The organism is Levilactobacillus zymae, assembly GCF_032190635.1.
Taxonomy (GTDB): domain Bacteria; phylum Bacillota; class Bacilli; order Lactobacillales; family Lactobacillaceae; genus Levilactobacillus; species Levilactobacillus zymae_A.
On the sequence record NZ_JAVLAS010000002.1, the window covers coordinates 14,105 to 33,113 of the forward strand.

18 protein-coding genes are annotated in these 19,009 nt (G+C 42.1%); 17 read left to right on the forward strand and 1 reads right to left on the reverse strand.

The window, feature by feature from the left end:
* Position 1 precedes the first annotated feature (1 nt).
* The 6 genes from RI501_RS12565 (at position 2) to RI501_RS12590 (ending at position 7,353) form a co-directional block, all read left to right on the forward strand.
* Positions 2–670: a hypothetical protein gene (locus tag RI501_RS12565; protein WP_313823305.1), complete on the forward strand. Its 669-nt coding sequence runs from the start codon at positions 2–4 to the stop codon at positions 668–670.
* Between the two features lie 17 nt (positions 671–687).
* Positions 688–2,583 carry an ATP-dependent Clp protease ATP-binding subunit gene (locus RI501_RS12570; protein ID WP_313823307.1) on the forward strand — a complete coding sequence of 632 codons (1,896 nt, stop codon included), beginning with the start codon at positions 688–690 and terminating at the stop codon, positions 2,581–2,583.
* An 88-nt stretch (positions 2,584–2,671) separates the two neighbouring features.
* Positions 2,672–3,169, forward strand: a complete 498-nt coding sequence (locus RI501_RS12575) for a hypothetical protein (RefSeq protein WP_313823309.1) — start codon at positions 2,672–2,674, stop codon at positions 3,167–3,169.
* A 21-nt stretch (positions 3,170–3,190) separates the two neighbouring features.
* Positions 3,191–4,012 carry a class A sortase gene (locus tag RI501_RS12580; protein ID WP_097547206.1) on the forward strand — a complete coding sequence of 274 codons (822 nt, stop codon included), beginning with the start codon at positions 3,191–3,193 and terminating at the stop codon, positions 4,010–4,012.
* A gap of 20 nt (positions 4,013–4,032) precedes the next feature.
* Positions 4,033–4,980 (forward strand): isopeptide-forming domain-containing fimbrial protein, encoded by a 948-nt coding sequence (locus tag RI501_RS12585; protein ID WP_143451628.1) that lies wholly within the window; start codon positions 4,033–4,035, stop codon positions 4,978–4,980.
* Positions 4,981–5,028: 48 nt separating this feature from the next.
* Positions 5,029–7,353 (forward strand): isopeptide-forming domain-containing fimbrial protein, encoded by a 2,325-nt coding sequence (locus tag RI501_RS12590; protein WP_097547204.1) that lies wholly within the window; start codon positions 5,029–5,031, stop codon positions 7,351–7,353.
* A 106-nt stretch (positions 7,354–7,459) separates the two neighbouring features.
* Here RI501_RS12590 and RI501_RS12595 read toward each other — a convergent pair whose 3' ends face one another.
* Positions 7,460–8,788, reverse strand: a complete 1,329-nt coding sequence (locus RI501_RS12595) for a hypothetical protein (protein WP_225365141.1) — start codon at positions 8,786–8,788, stop codon at positions 7,460–7,462.
* A gap of 197 nt (positions 8,789–8,985) precedes the next feature.
* Between RI501_RS12595 and RI501_RS12600 the strand changes: the two genes are divergently transcribed.
* From RI501_RS12600 to RI501_RS12650, 11 genes are all read left to right on the forward strand, one after another.
* A complete protein-coding gene (locus RI501_RS12600) occupies positions 8,986–9,261 on the forward strand; it encodes a hypothetical protein (protein WP_097547203.1) in 276 nt (91 codons plus the stop codon).
* A 77-nt stretch (positions 9,262–9,338) separates the two neighbouring features.
* Positions 9,339–9,674 (forward strand): TrbC/VirB2 family protein, encoded by a 336-nt coding sequence (locus tag RI501_RS12605; RefSeq protein WP_039106855.1) that lies wholly within the window; start codon positions 9,339–9,341, stop codon positions 9,672–9,674.
* Between the two features lie 182 nt (positions 9,675–9,856).
* Positions 9,857–11,140: an ISL3 family transposase gene (locus RI501_RS12610; protein ID WP_010620868.1), complete on the forward strand. Its 1,284-nt coding sequence runs from the start codon at positions 9,857–9,859 to the stop codon at positions 11,138–11,140.
* 207 nt (positions 11,141–11,347) lie between these two features.
* Entirely contained in the window at positions 11,348–11,410 is a 63-nt protein-coding gene (locus RI501_RS12615) for a putative holin-like toxin (RefSeq protein ID WP_232457175.1), read from the forward strand.
* A 242-nt stretch (positions 11,411–11,652) separates the two neighbouring features.
* A complete protein-coding gene (locus RI501_RS12620) occupies positions 11,653–13,899 on the forward strand; it encodes a coiled-coil domain-containing protein (protein ID WP_097547202.1) in 2,247 nt (748 codons plus the stop codon).
* Positions 13,900–13,911: 12 nt separating this feature from the next.
* The gene (locus RI501_RS12625) at positions 13,912–14,337 is read left to right on the forward strand and encodes a MarR family winged helix-turn-helix transcriptional regulator (protein ID WP_097547201.1); all 426 of its coding nucleotides are present in this window, start codon (positions 13,912–13,914) and stop codon (positions 14,335–14,337) included.
* 5 nt (positions 14,338–14,342) lie between these two features.
* Complete coding sequence (locus RI501_RS12630; RefSeq protein ID WP_313823321.1) at positions 14,343–17,165, forward strand: VirD4-like conjugal transfer protein, CD1115 family; 2,823 nt, start codon at positions 14,343–14,345, stop codon at positions 17,163–17,165.
* A 117-nt stretch (positions 17,166–17,282) separates the two neighbouring features.
* A complete protein-coding gene (gene mazE, locus RI501_RS12635; RefSeq protein WP_042253551.1) occupies positions 17,283–17,522 on the forward strand; it encodes a type II toxin-antitoxin system PemI/MazE family antitoxin in 240 nt (79 codons plus the stop codon).
* Positions 17,509–17,889, forward strand: coding sequence for a type II toxin-antitoxin system PemK/MazF family toxin (locus RI501_RS12640; protein ID WP_313823327.1), 381 nt, complete (start codon positions 17,509–17,511; stop codon positions 17,887–17,889). Before mazE ends, RI501_RS12640 begins: the two co-directional genes overlap by 14 nt.
* 99 nt (positions 17,890–17,988) lie before the next feature.
* Complete coding sequence (locus tag RI501_RS12645) at positions 17,989–18,171, forward strand: helix-turn-helix domain-containing protein (RefSeq protein ID WP_313823395.1); 183 nt, start codon at positions 17,989–17,991, stop codon at positions 18,169–18,171.
* A gap of 37 nt (positions 18,172–18,208) precedes the next feature.
* Entirely contained in the window at positions 18,209–18,478 is a 270-nt protein-coding gene (locus RI501_RS12650) for a hypothetical protein (RefSeq protein ID WP_289670740.1), read from the forward strand.
* The last annotated feature ends 531 nt before the right edge of the window (positions 18,479–19,009 follow it).

The following is a 19,009-nucleotide window of genomic DNA, read 5'->3' on the forward strand; positions in this document are numbered from 1 at the left end:
CATGAACTATTTAGTTACGGGAATTTTGCAGGATTTTATTTTAACCAAGGATAAAACGGAATTGATTATGGCGGTAGACGATGGTCACAACCTGCATTTCATGATTGATGGGTCAACCGAATTATCGATGATTCAATCGTTAGTGGGACACGAATGTGGTGTTGTTGGTATTGTCGATCAGCCACCTATTGCTGGGGCCAAGAGTTATTTAGCTCAAAGAGTCTTAACGGCTAAAGATGCAAAGAAAAGCGTTCGAGACTTGATGGGAACACTGAATTCAGCCGATCCCCATGACCTACAAACTAAAGAAAACCAAAAGGTATCGGGGTTACCTGATGCTCCTGATGCTGATGTGCCAATTGTGTTTTCACCCAAGCAGACGACACCGTCGGCAGAAGACTTAGTCGCCAAAACCAATTTGGGAAGTTTAGATACCAAGGTTGATGCCACTAGGCTAAGCAAGCGTCTTGATCAGGTGTCGATTCCACAAGCTAGCAAGCCAGTTGTTGTAACTACTGATGAGTTGGTTGGTGCAATGCACACCACCAAAGAAAAAAAGAAAATAACTTGGAATGACCAGGGAAATCTAGTTGATGCCGCTGATGAGTCAGATGAAAGTGTAGCGGAAACCACAACTGATGATCCATTGGAAAATCTATCATCACTTTAAGATAGGAGGGAGTGCCGTTGACTGAAAGTCTACTGAAAAAATATTGTTTGAACTTGAACTACAAGGTTAACAATGACTTAGGCAATTACAACACTATTGGTCGAGAGGCAGATATGGAACGATTGATTGCGATTCTGTCCAACAAACGCAAGCACCACCCCTTGATTATTGGCGAGCCAGGAGTTGGTAAGACCGACTTAATTGAGGGATTCGTTAAAAAAATTGTATTAGGTGAAGTCCCTGCCACGATGCAAAACAAAACAGTGTGGGTACTGGAATTGGCCCGTTTGATGAAACAAAAAGATATGCCCTTTATCGGTTTGTTTGAGTCTTTGATTGATGAGCTGAAACAAGACCACCCAGATGATTACCTATTCATTGATGAGATTCATACGGTTATGGGAGCCGGCTCACACCAAGGAAACAGTCTTGACGCGGGTAATGTTTTAAAACCAGCGCTAGCGCGTGGCGAGATTAACTTAATTGGTGCGACAACCGTTGAGGAATATGGCGACAATATTGAACCGGATGGGGCGTTGATGCGCCGGTTTTCGTTGTTGATGTTAGCGGAGCCAACACTACCAGAAACACTGGAAATTCTGGAAGGGTTAAAAGGCCAATATGAAGAATTTCATCATGTAAAAATTGCGAAAGATGCGCTGCCCTATATGGTGACGTTCTCACACCGCTATATGCCGGATCGATTTATGCCTGATAAGGCCATTGACTTAATGGATGATGCTTGTAGTTTTGTGAATTTAAAAGACCAAGAAGAAGTCACCCGAGAAACCGTGGCCCAGGTATTGGATTCGCTGTTAGGAATTCCCATTCACTCGATTTTAAAGGACGATCAGCAGCGAGTTACGGCTGTTTCTCAGGTGCTTAAATCACGAATTATGGGTCAAGACAAAGCTATTAGCGAAGTAATTGACGCTGTTTCAATTGGTTTCACGGGATTGGCTGATCCGAATAAACCCATTAGTTCGTTTCTTTTTTTAGGTACTCCAGGAACCGGTAAAACGGAAACGGCCAAAGGCTTGGCACAAGCTTTATTTGATTCGGAAGACGCCATGATTCGTTTAGATATGTCGGAATATCAAGAACCGCAAAGTGCCCAGCGTCTGATTGGTACTAAGGGACGACGAGGAATTTTGACGGAAGCCGTTAAGCATAAGCAATACGCGGTCTTACTTTTAGATGAAATTGAGAAAGGCGATCAATCCGTTCAGGATTTATTTTTACAAATTTTGCAAGATGGCATTGTTCATGACAGCTATGGTCGGGCGGTGAGCTTCAAGAACACAATTATCGTCATGACCACTAACTTGGCTGGTGATTTGATCGATGATGCAACGAATTATTCGACTACGGGGCAAGGCGAAACGATTGACGATCAGATTGCGGCGTTTAATGACAGTGCCCAGCAACTAACTAATGGGCAAAATATTCGGGTTGGTTCGGGGAAAGATGCTGATCGGATGGCCCTTGATTTTAACAATAAGCTACAAATGGAGCTGACAGATTATTTCCGACCAGAATTCGTTAATCGGATTGAGCATAAGGTTATTTTTAATATGCTATCGAAGCCCGTGGTGCATCAGATTGCAAAGCTGAACTTAATGCGGGTTAACAAACGGCTACAAAAAGCGGAACACTTGGAATTTATGTACGATCAGCGTTTGATAAAGTTCATTAGTGATGAAGGATTTGATCTGAGAAATGGGGCACGCCCCATTGCTTATATGACCAATCGTAAGGTTATGGCGCCACTAGCCCGAATGTTGATTCAAATGAAAACTAATGGTCGACCAAGTGGATTACGGGGCATTCGAGCGATTGTTCGAGGCCATGACCCGATTCCAGGAGAAGACCGGTTCGGTAATCGTCGCATTGAATTTGAGGCGATCAACTAGGCACGTGCGCATTACCGAATTGAAAGCAGGTCTCAATATACTTAAGAATAATCGAAAGTGAGGGGGATAAAGGGGGTCAATTGCGTCATTGGGTAAAAAAGGTCAAAAATTCAAAGGAGGAACAAATATGACAGTTTTAATGCCGTTTGAGGTTAGTCAATTATTGGCAACACTTGATCAAAAGGCGATTGGTGGGTTTGTCCATGCGGCAGTGACCTCAGCTGATATTACCGGGGAACGTGAAGCGCACCCGAGTGTTGAGCTGGCGAATGTTATTGGAATTAGTGAATTACATGTTCCGGGTAGTCCAGAAGCCAAGGCACTGGTTTTGATGTTTGGCAAAGAACAAGCACTGAGCGTCAGAGAGTTTAAAAAGATTTTAGCTAAATATCAAGGCTCACATTTAACGGTGGGTTATGTGGTCAAAGACCCAGAAGACAACCTGAATCTTCGTTTGGTGCCGGTGTTTGGTATCACACCGGGAGTAAGTTCAGATGGGTGTGAGGCAGTGTATCTATCCAGTATGATGGCGTCCAAAATTTCATTTTTAGGTAGCAATGGTAAGCCAGCTCAATATTACAAGTAAACGAGCGGAGGTCATGAATATATGGAACCTTCACGACGAAATTTTAGGGATAAAGGTAAAGGTAAATTCGTTGTTTGGAAACGAATACTGAGGATCTTTTTTGTGGTTCTAATCCTAACGGTCGCTGGTGGTGTTTGTTTTTGGTTACTTGATCCGAATGCTTTGGGTAATTATGTTGCTCAGTCTCGAGTGACTCAAGGCAACCGTATGCGAGTTGGTCAGGTTAAACATGGAAAGCATGGCAGTAAGGGTTATGTTTACGGCACTAATTCGCGAGCTTCAGGTGATATTTCACAACAACAATTAGCTAGGGACGCCCGCGCCGGCTACCCCCTTAAAAAGCTGGGTGAAATTGCCATACCGGCTCAATCCGGTATGCGGGTGGGTGTGCACGTCTCTATTTTTCAAGGAACCAGTGTTACCGCTCTTGCGTATGGGGCTGGAACAGCGATTGTCAATGAAAAAATGGGACAAGGAAATTATGCTTTGTCGGCTCACAATATGGCGAATAACTCAACGTACTTCTCACCGTTACAAAACGAGTTAAGTGCGAACCAACGGCCGTATATCTTTGTAACCGATCATAAGCGGATTTATGAGTATCGGGTGTTTAGTCAGAACAACCAGCCCAAAGGCAAGTTTATTGTGCCATTGACTGATACGGCGGTTTTAGACCAACCGGCCAATGATCACCCACAAATTACATTGACCACTTGTTACGAGATTCCACCTGACTATGCCAATGCGCAGAATCGAGTCATCGTAAAGGGTGGTTTGGTGCGGAGTGTGAGTTGGCACGAGGCGCCTTCAAGCCAGAAGAAGCTATTCTTTAATCGCCAATAATGAATCGAAAGGTGAAATTTATGAAAAATCAATTTAAGAAAAGAAATAAGCAACTATTAACGGCGGCAACCTTAATGTTGTTGACGGTCCCGTGTGTCGCCCCGACTGTTGCCCACGCCGCTTCAACAGATACCTCTAGTAGTGTTTCGTCTTCGAACGCGTCTAATGAGAGTTCCAGTACCTCTACTTCTAGCAATAGTACGAGTAGTGATAGCACTGATTCATCGAGTAAAGATGGTTCATCGAGCATTGCCTCAGATGCTACGTCTAGTACAACAACGGCCACTTATGGACAAACAAAAGAGGTCAAGGTTGGGGACACAGTGGTTTGGCATTCGATCTTTACACCAGGGAACACGACTAGTACGGATAATATGAAAGATCTAACCTTCACAGACCCGTTAAACGCGAGTTTAACGTATGTTAGTGCCAAGGTTTATCAGGTTAAGGAACTCAATGGTGACAACAATCCCACGAAATTTGGGGCAGACATTACTGACAAAGGGACGCTTAATTTTGATAAGGCGACGAATACCGTTAACTGGACACCTAAAACGCCAAGTGATTTCTTTTATAGCGCGTCAAATGACAACTCAACGATCGACCTCATGGTCACTACTAAGGTTAAGGAAGGGACCAAGAATGGGAGTACGATTCCCAACACAGCGGGTATGACGCTTGGTGGTAAACACTATCAAACTGAGACGCCTAAGGTATCGGTAACGGCTCACCCAGATAAACCAGTGACGCCTAAACCGACCAAAAAGGACCCATCTACGCCAAGTAATGCCCCAACGGCTAAAAAAGTCACAGCACCAGATAAGACGATTGCGTCAGGTAATCTAGCCAAAACTGGGGTTAGATTAGCGCAGTCACACCCGATTATTGCCGGGCTAATTATTGCCAGTGTTATGGGTGGACTTGGAACCTGGGGGTATAAAGCATGGAAGAAACGATCAATTCACTAGTCTTCGTTAATATTAGTCAGTCGTCAAAATGATTGGAGCGAATAGTTTATGAGAAGCAAAGTACGTAATTTATGTAAAACAGCCTTTATTTTAACGGCAATTCTGGGTTCGGCCTCGGTAACAATGGGATTAAATACGAATCAAGTCAAGGCTGATAGTAAAACGCCGTCTAAGATTGATTCAAAGACGCCGTTTCCCGATGGCACAAAACAAGGGCTATTGTTGTCACCTGATACAGACGATACACCAGTATCAGTACAGTATACGGGAGATACTGGCAAAAATGTGACCCTAAAAACCATTAAAGCTGGTACCGGGACGTATGCGTCATTCAATCAGAAATACGGTTCACAATTGGCTTCATTTTCAATGGCTACTGGAGATAGTGAGCTAAGTGGGATTAGTCTTACCGCGCAATATGGCGTGGTTGGTGAAACGACTAGTGGTGATCCAGTTACTGCTAAAGTTGAAATTTCTAATATGAAGCGGGCAGTATCTTGGCAACAAGGAAATATCAATACGACAGTGTATGCTCCAGGTGTTGAATTTTCCAATAACCTATATAGCGGTTTTGACTCTAAAGGGATTCAGTCCATGGATTTTAAGATTACCTTTACCGATCAAAAAACTAATAAGGATCTTGAATTCAATAAAGATGCCTATCTTAGTTGGAATTCTTTAAACCCAAATGCAACTAATCAGTATGGAAATGGCCATGCGGTTGAATCGGTGGCTTATCTAAACAATGATGGAAATAATGATAGCTACATTACTAAGGACTCGGTGATCGAACAGTATAAATCACCAGTTGATTCCAGCCTGACGTTAACTGGTGGTGTTGCAACACCTAATCAAAGTTATGATGCAGCGGCTGCTGAAGACGCACTTGGCGCACCGAGATTTAATAAACATTCGGTCTCGTATCCTTTGACGGGAACGACACAAGATTTTAGTGTCAATTCCTTCAATCCATCGTTGTTTAATGCTTCGCCAGTTTTATCGAAATCTAATGGTCAAGATTACTGGTTTGCGCCGTCAACAGCCACGGTCTTCACACCAACGCCAGACAAGCCAACCAAGAAGGTTGTCGATCCAGATACTAAGGCAGATATGGATAAACAACAAGTCAAAGACGGGCAAAAGTTACAGTATCAAGTTTCCCAAAAAGTCAATTACTTGGGAAAAGATACCTTGGAACGCTATACTTCAATGGACTGGAAAGACAAGTTGCCCGCCCAGTTTACGTATAAGTCAGCTTATCTGGTTGATGCGAAGGGTAATAAAGTAACGGCTGATACGTTCAAAGCTGATAGTAAGTCAGATAGTAATTCAAGTAGCACAAGCAATGCATCAAGCAGCAACTCGAACTCAAGCAGCAGTTCAAGTAGCAACTCAAGCTCAAGTAGCAGTTCAAATAACAATTCCAGTTCTGATAATTCAAAAACTGCTGATTGGGCTGGAACAGCAACTTCTGATAAGGCCACTAACACGGTCGACTATAGTGCTTCATCAGATTTCTTAAAAGCCATGCCAATGAATGGGGAAACCTATACGCTCGTAATTGATGGAGTGGTTGATTCTGGTGGTAAGACCTCAACTTTGACCAATACGGGAGACGTTATTATTGATGGGAACAGCCAAGAGACCAACACCGTTACCAACAATACAGTACCACCTATCGCCAGCAAGCTCTCTAAGACAGTGACCGATACCTCAGGGAAGACTGGGACGACGGGTAATGTTGAAGCTGGTAAGGATTATGCGTATACTTTGACGGCTGATATTACGGACAAATACACGATCAATAATATTGATATTAGTGATCCATTGGCCGCAGTCCAAGAGTACAAAGGAGCGACTGTTACTAGCGATGGTAAAGATGTGACGTCGGACGGGACACTGGCTTTTGATAAGGCGACGAATACCGTTGATTGGAAGGCAAAGAGTCCTAAAGATTTCAGCGGGAAGGAGCTATCAATGAAGATCACTGTACAGCTTAAAAAAGATGCTGATTTAAGCAAGTATATTGGTTCAGATGGCAAGATTAGTATTCCTAATGTCGCCACGTTGGACGTTGATGGATCAAAGACACCATCAAATCCAACCTCTGTAACGCCACCAACAGTCAAACCAACTGCACACAAGTTTGTCCAATTGACCGGTGATACACCAACGGCCGCGGCAGCGTCTGATAACGCGAGTGAGTCAAAGAATACAAATTCATCGTCAGATAAAACTAGTGGATCAGATAACAATTCAATTTCAACTTCATCTTCAAAGGACAGCGACGATAGTCAATCGACATCGACAAGTTCAAACAAGAATGATAGCGCTAGTTCTGATACTTCTAGCTCAACGAAAACGTCTAATTGAGACAGTACAAGTACCAAGTAGGCATCACCTAAGCTAACCGAAAGTCCTCCAGAAATAGAAAATACCCCCATTCATTACGAATGAGGGTATTTTCTATTTTGATGTTTTATAAACCGTTAGTTGATAATAATTCGTCGCCACGATTGGTTAAGAGGTAGCCTTGCCCATTTTTAGAGAAAGCTAAGCCTTCAAATTCGCGTTTGCTTGAAAATACTGAGGAATGAACATTACCAGGTTTTAATTTACCTGAAACGAGTTTCGAGACAGAAACTGATGAAATAGAGTCATCACTGATGAAGTAGAGCCGATTGTTGGCAGCATTATAGCCAATCGATTGATTCTTTTCACCAGGACGTTGACACAGCCCTTGATAGAGTAAACGAAAGTGGACTTTTTTAGGTGCGATGGTTCCTTGATAGATCTTCATAGCCCGAGATCCACCAACGTAAGAGCTAAAGTAAGCCTTGCCTTGCTTATCAAAGGTAAGATTATTACCCACGGTCACCTTGATTCCCCGAAGAGTCACGAGTCGGAAATTAATTTTATTGATGGGTTTCAAACTTTTAGTTGAAACTTGTTCAGCAGTGCCGTAAGCACCAGCGCGCCCGGTAGTCTTCGTGAACCACAGCTGTCCGTTTTTGGGATTTAAGGCTAGTGATTGAATATGTCCGGTATTGAATTCAGGGCCAACCTTCATACTCTTCAAAACTGCTAAATACTGACCGTTGTTTTTAATGCCTTTAGAGTGTGCGTAATCTGCTTGCCGAATCAAAGCCATATTTGATGTTGAGGCCCTATAAACGTTGCGCAGCTTGGCTAAGTTATAGTAGGTGACCCAACCAATACTAGAAGCTTCATTAGTTACATAAGCAACATAAGCACCATTGCCATTTGGGGTGATCGCAACACTTTGCGGATTGCCAAAGTCACCAGATTGATTCAGTGTGACGGGCAAATAAAACGCGGTATTTAAACTGGCTTTGGTGTTACCAGCCTTTGAAACATAATGATTGGCACTCGTTTCAAAGGTATGGGTTGCGGCATAATTAGGCGATGCAACATAGCTAGACCGTGCAACGTAATTATTGGCATTCTTGACGGTATGGAATTTTGCCGCCCAGTAATTAGATAATCCAGACCCTTTTTGGGTGTAAGTAGAAGCTGAGGCAGTTGTTAAGCCCATACCAGCAACGACAGATAAAGATGCGATTAAAACTGATAACTTATTTTTCATGAATTTCTCCTCCCAAATTATTGCAATTTTTTCCCAATAGTTCGCTAATTTCTCAGCAGTTCCAAGGGTGATATTAAGCAACTTACGATCGCCACTTCTTAGTCCCAAAATGGTGGATACACTGATACCAGTATCCTTCGCGATCCGATAGGCTGAAACGTGACTATATAATAAGGCTTGAACTTTTTCGCTTGTTTTCACTCACTAGCCTCCAAACTTATATCTCATTTGAGATATAAATTGCAAGCATTAATGATGCGCTTTTCAAATTATTTTCGGTGATTTGATAGGCTTAGAGGGTAGTTGGGAGTGACTATCATGCAAATGGAAAAAATGGGCAAAAAGAAAGTTCATCTCGAAGTGTTCATGGTTCAGCGCCAGAAGGAATCGTTTCTGGATTGATTCTATTGTATCTATCAGTTGTTGTCGTTTTACCAGTGGTTTTATTGCTCTTTACCAAGACTGGAAATTTGTACCTTTTAGGTAATCAGGAACATTACATTTACTTTTTCAGTATTTGTAATCTTCTATTTGGTGAAATAGCCGTCAGTGCTTTTGGTATTTGGGGAGCGATGCGTCCGCAAAATGCACAGCAGCATAAACGTTCTTGGATTTTAACGTTGTTGCTTGGCATCTTGTGGTTATCGGTAGGTGTTTTTGGACTCATGAGTTAGACCGGGTGCGCTTTCTCTTTAGTTTTTGAAATTTCATTACGATTATAAGTATCAATTAAGGAAGGAGGAAAGTTGTCATGAATATTTTAGATATGGCTATCTATACCCATTTCCCAAAACTAGCGACCGCAATGATTTCTAATCCGGTTATGTTGGCTTCGGTGGGTAATGAGAAGGCCGTCAAGGGAACTACTAGTGTGATCAATAAGGTTGGTTCTGCTTTACAAATCATTGGTTATGCCGGTGGTGTGGTCGCAATTATCGCTTGTGCCTTGGTTATGATGCTTGTTGGGCAGAGTAAGCGGGAGTCCATCAAGGGTCACTTGGCGATTATCATGGGGTGTATCGTGTTGATTTTTGCCGCGGGGGCTTTGGGATCATTTCTCAAGGGTTACTCCAAGTCTAGTTTTTAAGCGGATCAAAAAGGTCGGTGCCTGTGAGCGCCGACCTTTTTTGGCTCTATACTTTTTCCTGTTGATGAACTACCAATGTGGTAATCTATTAACAGGATTTTTTTGAAAAAAAAAGAGGCCCACAGGTCCCCACACACAAAAAAATCCACCCACTACAGCATCATCAAAGGATGTGAGAAACCATGAACCCTATAGATAATAATATAAAATTTTCACTCAGTATTAAAGACCCAAATGTTATTTTTTTCAGTTATAAGCATCAATTCATAAAATCAAAACCTGCTAAAGTCTATGTTGCCAATGTAAAAGCCACTTATACAAGGTGTCCTCAATGTGGTTTTGAAAACTTTAGTCATAACGGACACTATGTGTCACGCGTTTCATATCCGTCGGCCAACGCTAGTGAGCCCGTCTATCTTGAACTTCATAAAGAACGATTAATCTGTAAAAATTGTGGAAACTCGGTAATGGCAACAACAGACCTCGTCAATAAGTATTGTAATATTTCCAAAGCTACCAGACAAAAAATATTCATGCATCTTCAGGATGATCGTACTCAGACTAGTATTGCTTTAGATAATAGTGTTTCTCCCAGTACCGTTTGTCGCTATTTAGACAACTATGATGATCTATTTCGGAGAAATTATCATTCTTTACCTGAGCACTTATCTATGGATGAATTTCGTGGTGTTGGCGGCGATTTCCACTTTCTTTGTATTAACGGTGATGGTGATCATGAAATTCAACAGATCCTACCGGATCGCTTTAAACAAACTATTATTGATTACTTTAATAAGTTTGACAGCACCGCTAGAAAGCAAGTAAAGACAGTTTCTCTGGACCTTAATAGTTACTATCAAGATATCGCCAGATTGGTATTTCCAAATGCCAAAATAATTGTCGATCGTTTTCATATTGTTGCGATGATGACTAGATCTTTTAACCAAAGTCGCGTTCAAATTATGAAAGAATACAAGAAACAATCCAAGGAATATCGGATGCTTAAATTCTCCTGGAAACTTTATTTAAAACACTTCGATGAGCTTGAGATTAAAAAAACATTTTTCGATCGACACCTTAGGAAACAAGTAACTCAACTCGAAAGAGTTCAGTTAGGTCTAGATGTTGATGAAAGACTGTTAAATACTTATAACGCCATGCAAGGCATTATGATATGTCTTAAAAATCACGACAAAGATGGTCTTGTTCAATATTTATATAACAACGATAAGCTTAGCTCGCAAATGAAAGATGTTTTAACCACATTTAAAAAGAATCTTGAAATAGTCCTCAATGCCAGTGAATCAAAGTATTCTAATGGTCCAATTGAAGGGATCAATAGAATGATTAAGCAAATTCAAAGAACTGCCTTCGGTTTCCGAAATTATCACCACTTAGTTTCAAGAGTTAAATTACAACAAATGAGAACCAAACCAAACAAAAAGACACTGTTAGAAGTTGCATAACTTCTAACAGTGTCCCAAATTCATCTATCAACAGGATTTGACAAAGAGCCCCTTTTTTTGATCATGTTGGGGTATGTTAAACTAATCGGGCAAGAAGTTTTATGGGCGGTGGCCGTCTTTTCCCTTGCGAGGTGAGGTCTATGGGAACATGGAACACTCTTCAGAAAGGTTTCACGGTCAATGAGTGTCTTCCAGACACTCTCGTTGATGTTGCTGTTTGGCACGTTTTTAATTGCGCTACTCAGTTATATCGACAAACGCAACAAATAAAAAAGCCGCCCCATTCATAACTTTGGACAGTTATGGGACGAGCTTAGTCTCTTAACGTAACTTGCCACCGCCTTTAAAGCGGCTTGCAAGGACTAGTGTTGATAGCGCTAGTCCTTTTTTCATGCCTTCATTTTAGCATGATTTTGTGTTGACTTAAAGCTAAAGCCAGTTATGTGCGATTTCTCGATTGCGTTCTCTTTCAGCTTAAAGTGGGACCATCATGAAAGTAGGAGGGGACGCAGATGTCCTTATTTAGAAAACGAAAAGTCGAGTTACCAGATGACCTAGTTGTTAAGACAGATTTTACTAATAATGACAATGACCAACAAGAGTTGGTTCAGGCTCAGCTGAAAAATTTGGAAAAACTTCAAACAGGAGCTAAGGAACCATATGTTGTGACAAGTACATACCCTGTCATGCGTATTGGAACCGCGCAGCGGTTATTGACCAAGGTTGCGGAGTCCATGTCAGCAGATATGAACCCGATTAATGTGACCCTGGACTTCTTAGAACAGATCGATGGGCGACATGGTGTTAATCAAGAACATCGATATGATGTTGACATAGCGATTGACTATGCTTTTAAGAATTTAACGGTCCCAGTGTTAAAAGATTTGTTTAACAATGACAACTATGATGACTGGGATTTTGCGACTAAGACGGTTTTGGCAAAGGCAATTGTTGATAATTGTGCGGCAGGCAAAGATATTATTGCTGGGGATCTAGCTAAGGTTCCTGACACGGAGCCACTCAATGGCGAAGAAGTGGTTATTGAGACAGTCACGCCAAGCGGCATGTTGTCGGTTGAAACCGCGAATATGAATCCATCTGAGAAAACATATGCGGATTCAGGGGACCATAGAGAAGTTCAAGAACCAACTAGTCAGGAGCTAGATACTCCAGCGCCCGCAGGTTCAACACAGGTAGGCAATATGCCAGGATTGAGCCAATCGGAAGCTACAGCTGAGCAACCTCACCAGCGCTCGACAGTTCCGACACCTGATTCAGAAACTCAAAAACAAAGTGAGCCAAATACGAAAAAAGAGGCAGAACGTCCTTTCAATCAAGTTGCTCAAGTCGAAATCTTGTTGCCACGTTTTGAGGTTCAAGATGTACCGGCAGTTTCTCCTGATGATCCGGGGTACGTTCAGTATCGGATGAATGAACGGGCCAAGCAAAATAACCAAGCTATTGAGCAGGTAGAAAACCAGATCAATGCGTCATTAACTAAAAGCCAATTTGATTTGTCTGTGAACTATCAAAAAATTGTCGATCAAAAAATAGAAAAACGTGAAGAAACAGACCCACTAGATATGGAACGTATTCGCCAATCTGTTTTGGATCAGGACCATCAATCACTGGAACAAGATCAAAAAGCGTTACAAAAAAAAGTCGATACGGTTCGGGACAACAAAATTGCCGAAGCCCAAGCAACTTTTGAACGACTCAAAAGGAAGGCCGAACAAGAGGCAGATAGCACTTATAGCCAAGGGGCACAACAATTGACAGCTGATTACCAAAAATATGCCACGAAGAAACTTATGGATACTTTGTCTGATGGTCAAAAGGCGCACGAGAAAGACTTAGCCAAGTATCGTGAGTCATTATCTAAGACGTCTGAGACAGACCTGAGAGCACAATTATTGGCCCTTCAAGAGCAGGCCCAGACAAAAGGATCTAACATTATTCAGAGCTTGTTAGCGGGGAATGAAACGTTTGAAGCCCAGGTAAATAGTGAACACAGTAATGCTTTGAACGCAGCAACCGCTAATTATCGGTCGCAGACTAATTGGAAACATGTTAGTGATGCTGAAAACGAAGTAAATCGGTTGAAAGCCCAAAATGCAGAACTGCATAAAACTAAAGCACAGTTGAAGACCAGTGTTGATGAGTTGAAGAATGAAAAGCAACAGGAGTTAACAAAAGCGACACAATTGAAATCCCAGGTGGAACAGCTCACGACTGATAATAAAGTACAAAGTGAGCGGTTAGATAAGTTGATTAGTACGGCAACCGGGAAAGAAACATCAACAGCGGGTATGTCGACCAATGAACTATTAACCACAATTCTGTTAGGACAATATCGACAAACAGGGACAGGTCAGGTCCCCGCACCTACAACGAATTCAGCGAGTAACCCCGTAAGTAAAAAAAACTGGGGGAAAGCGGCGGGAGTGCTCATGGCAGGGGGCTTACTTTTAGGCGGTACTGGTTTTTGGATCAATCAACGTGATCAAGAGATGGCAAGTGCTCAACGTTCAGCACAATCACAACTATCTCGTAAACTAGCCATCGTTGAATCGCAAGCTAATTCGCAAAGTAAGGCAGCGCAATCGTCTAGTCGAACTTCTGCGGAAAATCAAGCGAAATTAGAATCGGCCGAATCTGTGTACAAGCAGCGAATGAAGGACTTCGAAAAGGGTGCCGCCATGGCGGCTAAGCAGACCTCAACACAAAGTTCTTCGGCTGATACCACGAACACCAAGTAGGGGGGATAAAGGATGGCACATAAGATTGACTTTTCCTCGATTGTAAAGATGCAAAGCTATGCTAAGCACTTTACGACAGCTACGGTGGCACATAGTGGAGTCACGGTTAACGAATTTTATACCCTGACTATCATTAATGATTACTCACCATGTACTTGGGTTGATCTCTTACGAGAATTTAGCCAGGCAACGTTGGCCGCGACAACACATAGCTTACGATCGCGTTTGTCGCGAGTGGTTAAACAGTTGGAGCAACGAGGATTGGTGCAACGTCACCAGTCTCAAATTGACCGCCGTTGTCAGGAGTTAAGCCTGACTAAGGTTGGTGAAGAAACTTTAACTCAAGTTGAGCAAGAGATGGCAGCAGCGGTTGGTCTTTATAAGGCAACGGTTGATGATGTTTTTCCTGTGAATCAACGAGAAAATAGAAAGGAGTGACCGACTTGCGAAAAAATGGGTCAGGTAGAAACAGAAGAAAGATGGCGTCAGGCCCTTGGTGGGCGGCGTCACCTTTTTTAACTTGGTCTGGGCTGGCAGGTTTACTAGTCGTTTTACGGATCATGTTAAATGTGATCGTGGTTTATGGTTGGTCGTTGTTCATTTGGGTAAGGTCTATGATGCTCTTGCTGCTTAAGCAACAGCCTGATTTTGTGAACTTCGTCAATTTAATGCATTGGCACCCGTTAATATCACTTACAGATTGGCACGCACCGCTATTCTTAGGGCTGGCTCCGTTTGCGATCTTTGGTTGGTGGGGTTATGGCGTCACGGTTATTGTGTTAGCTATTTACTTGAATATGGTTCGCCGTGTAATCATGACCACGGTGTCTTTCAATGGTAAGGAGCATGGGGCCGAGTCCTTTGCGACAACCCATGAAATTAAGCAAACCTATAAACTAATCCCGGATCGAGTTAGCAGCTTTCCGGGCGTTGGCGGTATGCCGGTTTCACACGTGGGTAATTTAGCCATGATGCCACAAACCTGGGTCATGAATCGGGCCAAGTCTAAACGCATACTAGGGTTCAAAACAGTGGCTAATTTAATGCGAAAGACGGTTATTCATAATTTTCAGTATTCCGATTATCCATTGGGAAAATATGCGATCGATACTGCGACCGATAATTCATTGATTGTTGGGGGCACCCGATCAGGTAAGGGGCAAATGACGGTTTTACCGCTAATTGATATTTTGTCGCGAGCTGAGGAACAGTCCTCAATGATTATCAATGATCCGAAGCAAGAACTTTATGGACAAATGTACCGAACGTTAAAGAAGCGTAACTATCATGTCGAATTGCTTAATATGTCCGACACGTCGCGATCGATGAGCTATAATCCGTTAAGCGTTATCATAAGCTATGCGCAGGAGAAAAACTGGGACGATGTGCAAAATGAAGTTGAGCGATTGTCGACGAGTATTTATGTCAAAGGTGACGGCCAACAAAGTGGCGGAACCGAGGCATTCTTCAACACTAGTGCGGCGAACTTACTGAATTCTATTATTCTTGCCTTGATTGACCTGGCAAACCGACACAGTGATGATCCTAAGAGCTGGGATCGCGTGACCTTGCATAATGCTTATAAGATGTTGTCAGATTTGGGCAGCCAAGAAATAACGATTATGACGAATGGGCGACCAACAGGTCAGACAACGGAATTAGTCGAGTATTTTGATGGCTTACGGGAGTTGAATGCAGCTCACCCGGACAGTGAGGGACGCCAGGTTCGTGAGATGGCTTATACCGCGTTCGCCCAAAGCAAGCTGTCAGGTAGTGAAACGGCTGGGTCGATATATTCAACGATGATGGAAGGACTCAAGATTTATCAACAAAACGATATTGCCCGTTTGACCTCGCTTAATTCATTTGATATTAACCAAATTGGTTTCCCCCGAATTATCTACTTCAATTTGCCGCATCAATTCCGAAATGGTCGCGTCGAGGTTTCGATTTATACGGAAGAAGGTCAAGGGGGTCAACTGATCGAGTCCAAACGGCGCAATGTTAACTCAGTGGGAGCCGTTGCTTATCCCATTAAGAGCCTTTTGAATGGCAAGTTCAAAATTGCGATCAAAGCCAGTGATGCTTACCAGCGGACGGCGACGCAATTTGAAGTGCTGGGAAAAACGATTCACCGATTCCGGCAACCTAAGAGTGCCGAGGTTCTCCAAGCCAGTGAGGCGTTGTTCAATCTAAATTTAGAGTATTCGGAGCAACCAACGGCAATCTTCATGATCACCCCCCCGGATAACCCTAGTTATAATCAGATTGTGACCTTTTTTATTGACCAGACCTGGAATTTTCTAAATAAAATGGCGGCCAATACGCAGGAACGTAAGACCTATGTTCGTGTGCATAATATTATTGATGAGTTCGCTAATGTTCCGAAGATTCCGAACATGACAACCAAGGTTTCTTATGGACTAGGTCAAAACTTGTTGTTTGATATTTTTATTCAAAGTCTGTCACAGTTAGAGATTCAGTATACAAAAAATGAAGCTGAAACGATTCGAAGTAACTGTGCCAATACAATTTACATTCTGAGTAATGAAGTAAAAACCGTTAAGGAAATGTCGGAAGCATTAGGTCAGACCACCATTATGAGCACCCAACATAAGCGCCATAGTGATTTAATTGGGAATACGGCGGATGGCTATGGTGACGGTAATTCTACGGGCGTTGATGTCATGTCCGCAGCTGAGATTATGCGGCTGCCGCGCGGATCGTCGATTGTGTTACGGACGACACGGGACACCAAGACTGGTAAGATGATCCGTAATAACCCCATCTACAATCATGGACGTACGAAGATGCCATACTCCTGGACGTTCTTAAAACAGACACTGAGTACCGATGGTGCAGCTGATATTGATTATATTGGTGCGCATCAGGGGCTGGATTTGACAGAAAATGGATATGATTTTTCAGCTGAATACCATGCTTTGGCAGATGGTAGCCAACCAACGACTGATGCAGCTGATGTTGTACCATCGGCGACAACTGAAGCGAACTCACCAGCAAGTGACCAACAAGTGGGTACAGTTAAGCTGTTAGGCAAAATGCAAGATGAGATAAGCGGACTAAGTGATGAAGAGCTTCTACAGTTTGGCAAACAACTGTATAATAAAACGCAAGCAGATCAAGACTATCATGATCAACTTGATTCCGATGATAGTCTTGATCTGCTTCAACAGTATTCGGGTGATAAACAAGTCGATAATTTACGCGAATTTTTGACAGACCGTTGGGAGCAGTTGATCCCGTGAACCGCAGCAGAATAGACAAAATAAGGTGCAGAAATGCTAAATTTTTGCACCTTTTTTTAATGGTTGATTTATTTCGTAATTACATATATAATTACGTGTATGAAGGAGATGTTCGTAATGACAGTAAAAGCTCGAAAACAAGGTAATTCGCTAATGATTACAGTTCCAGCCGACTTCAAGGTTAAAGAGAACGCGGAATATCAACCTGTTATGGATAGTAATGGGATTTTATCATTTATCCCGACTCACAAGAATATCTTTGAACAAAATCCCGATTATGACTTTCAGGCAGCGCTTAAAGAAATGAATTTGGCCGATAACGGAGAAATGGTCGGTAAAGAAAATGTTTGGGAATAAAAATGAAATAGCGCCAAAACAGGGAGATTTAATTTGGATTGATGCGGAACCCCATGCCGGTCATGAGTATGGAGGGCATGATAAGGAAAAGCATAATATTCGACGGCCAATGTTGGTGATTAGTTCCGACCTTTATAATCAGAGAACTGGCATGATTGTAGGATTCCCTATTACATCTAAGGTTCCCAGTGGTTTTCCAGGGGCGTTAAAAATTGAGAGTAATAAGGTTCATGGATATGCCATTCTAACGAATTTGTTGGGCTATGATTATAGTGCTCGTTCCAGTGAGGTTGTTGATCATCTGAGTAAAGCTTTGAGGTTCAAGGCTTTGGAAGCAGTCAAAGACATTTTTGATATTTTCGATTGAAATGGAAAATGAATGAATAAAATTTGCTTAACAGATGTTGATGATCTATTTTCCTCAGATTTGCGTGATCCGAAGTTCGCTAATCAGGTCACCGCGGAAATGAATAAATTAATAAGTGCGGTTGCCGTCCGTAAAGAGCGTGAGAATTGCGGCTGGACCCAGCAAAAACTGGCAGAACGAGCAGGAGTTCTACAATCAATGATTACACGAGTTGAGAAGGGAGCAAATATCAGCATGAATACAATCTCTAAAATTACGAACGTTTTTTGGAAAATCAGTTAAATGGTGGATGAAGTATAGAAGATGTATTTTCGGATTAATGGCAGTTATGGTAGTAGGGGTTCTGACAGGTTGTAGTGGTGTAGCAAGCAATGTTAAACCAGCAACAAGCTTAGTTGCTAGTTCAAAGAATAGTGAGCAAGCTTGGATTGATACTTATGGATTGAAAGGTCATGATCCAGTTGATTCGGTGCTTGTTTTCAAAGGAAATAAAGTAGCCATCTACGGATTCCCATTAGGCGCCAAATTATCAGAATTTGAAGGTTTGTCTAATATTCAGCTAATTAAAAAGGCTAAATACCTGAATTAATCTCAGTCCCAAAAGTTGTTTGGTCATGAAAAGGCTCAGCTTGTTCATATCAAAGAGAGCCAATGGGTAAGTGCTGAGAGTCAGAACAAAGAAATCAAAGACATTGTGGAGAGCTGGCACTTTGTAAAACCGGTTTTTAAAAAGCATAAGTATAAAGTTACTAAAACTGAAAGTCCGGCCAGCAAAAGCGAGAATTTAGACATTGTTGCGCCTGATTCTAGTTATAATCTATTTACTATGACATCCTCGCTAGATGACTTAGAGGGTCAGCTAGGCAGTATTTCAAAAAAGTTGGGAAGATAATATTAGGTTTAAATTAGTGAAGCCGGTAATAGCTGATAAATGGTCAGGATATAAGATGAAGGGCATAAATGACGAAGGCCTTGGGACACGCTTAATTCAGCCAGGTTCACACAGAGTCTCACTAGATAAATAACGTATGTAAAACCATGTCATTGTATTTGATGGCATGGTTTTTATTTGTGTGCGCTTTACATAAGTGGATAGATTTCTCTTTAAAATCAGATTAAC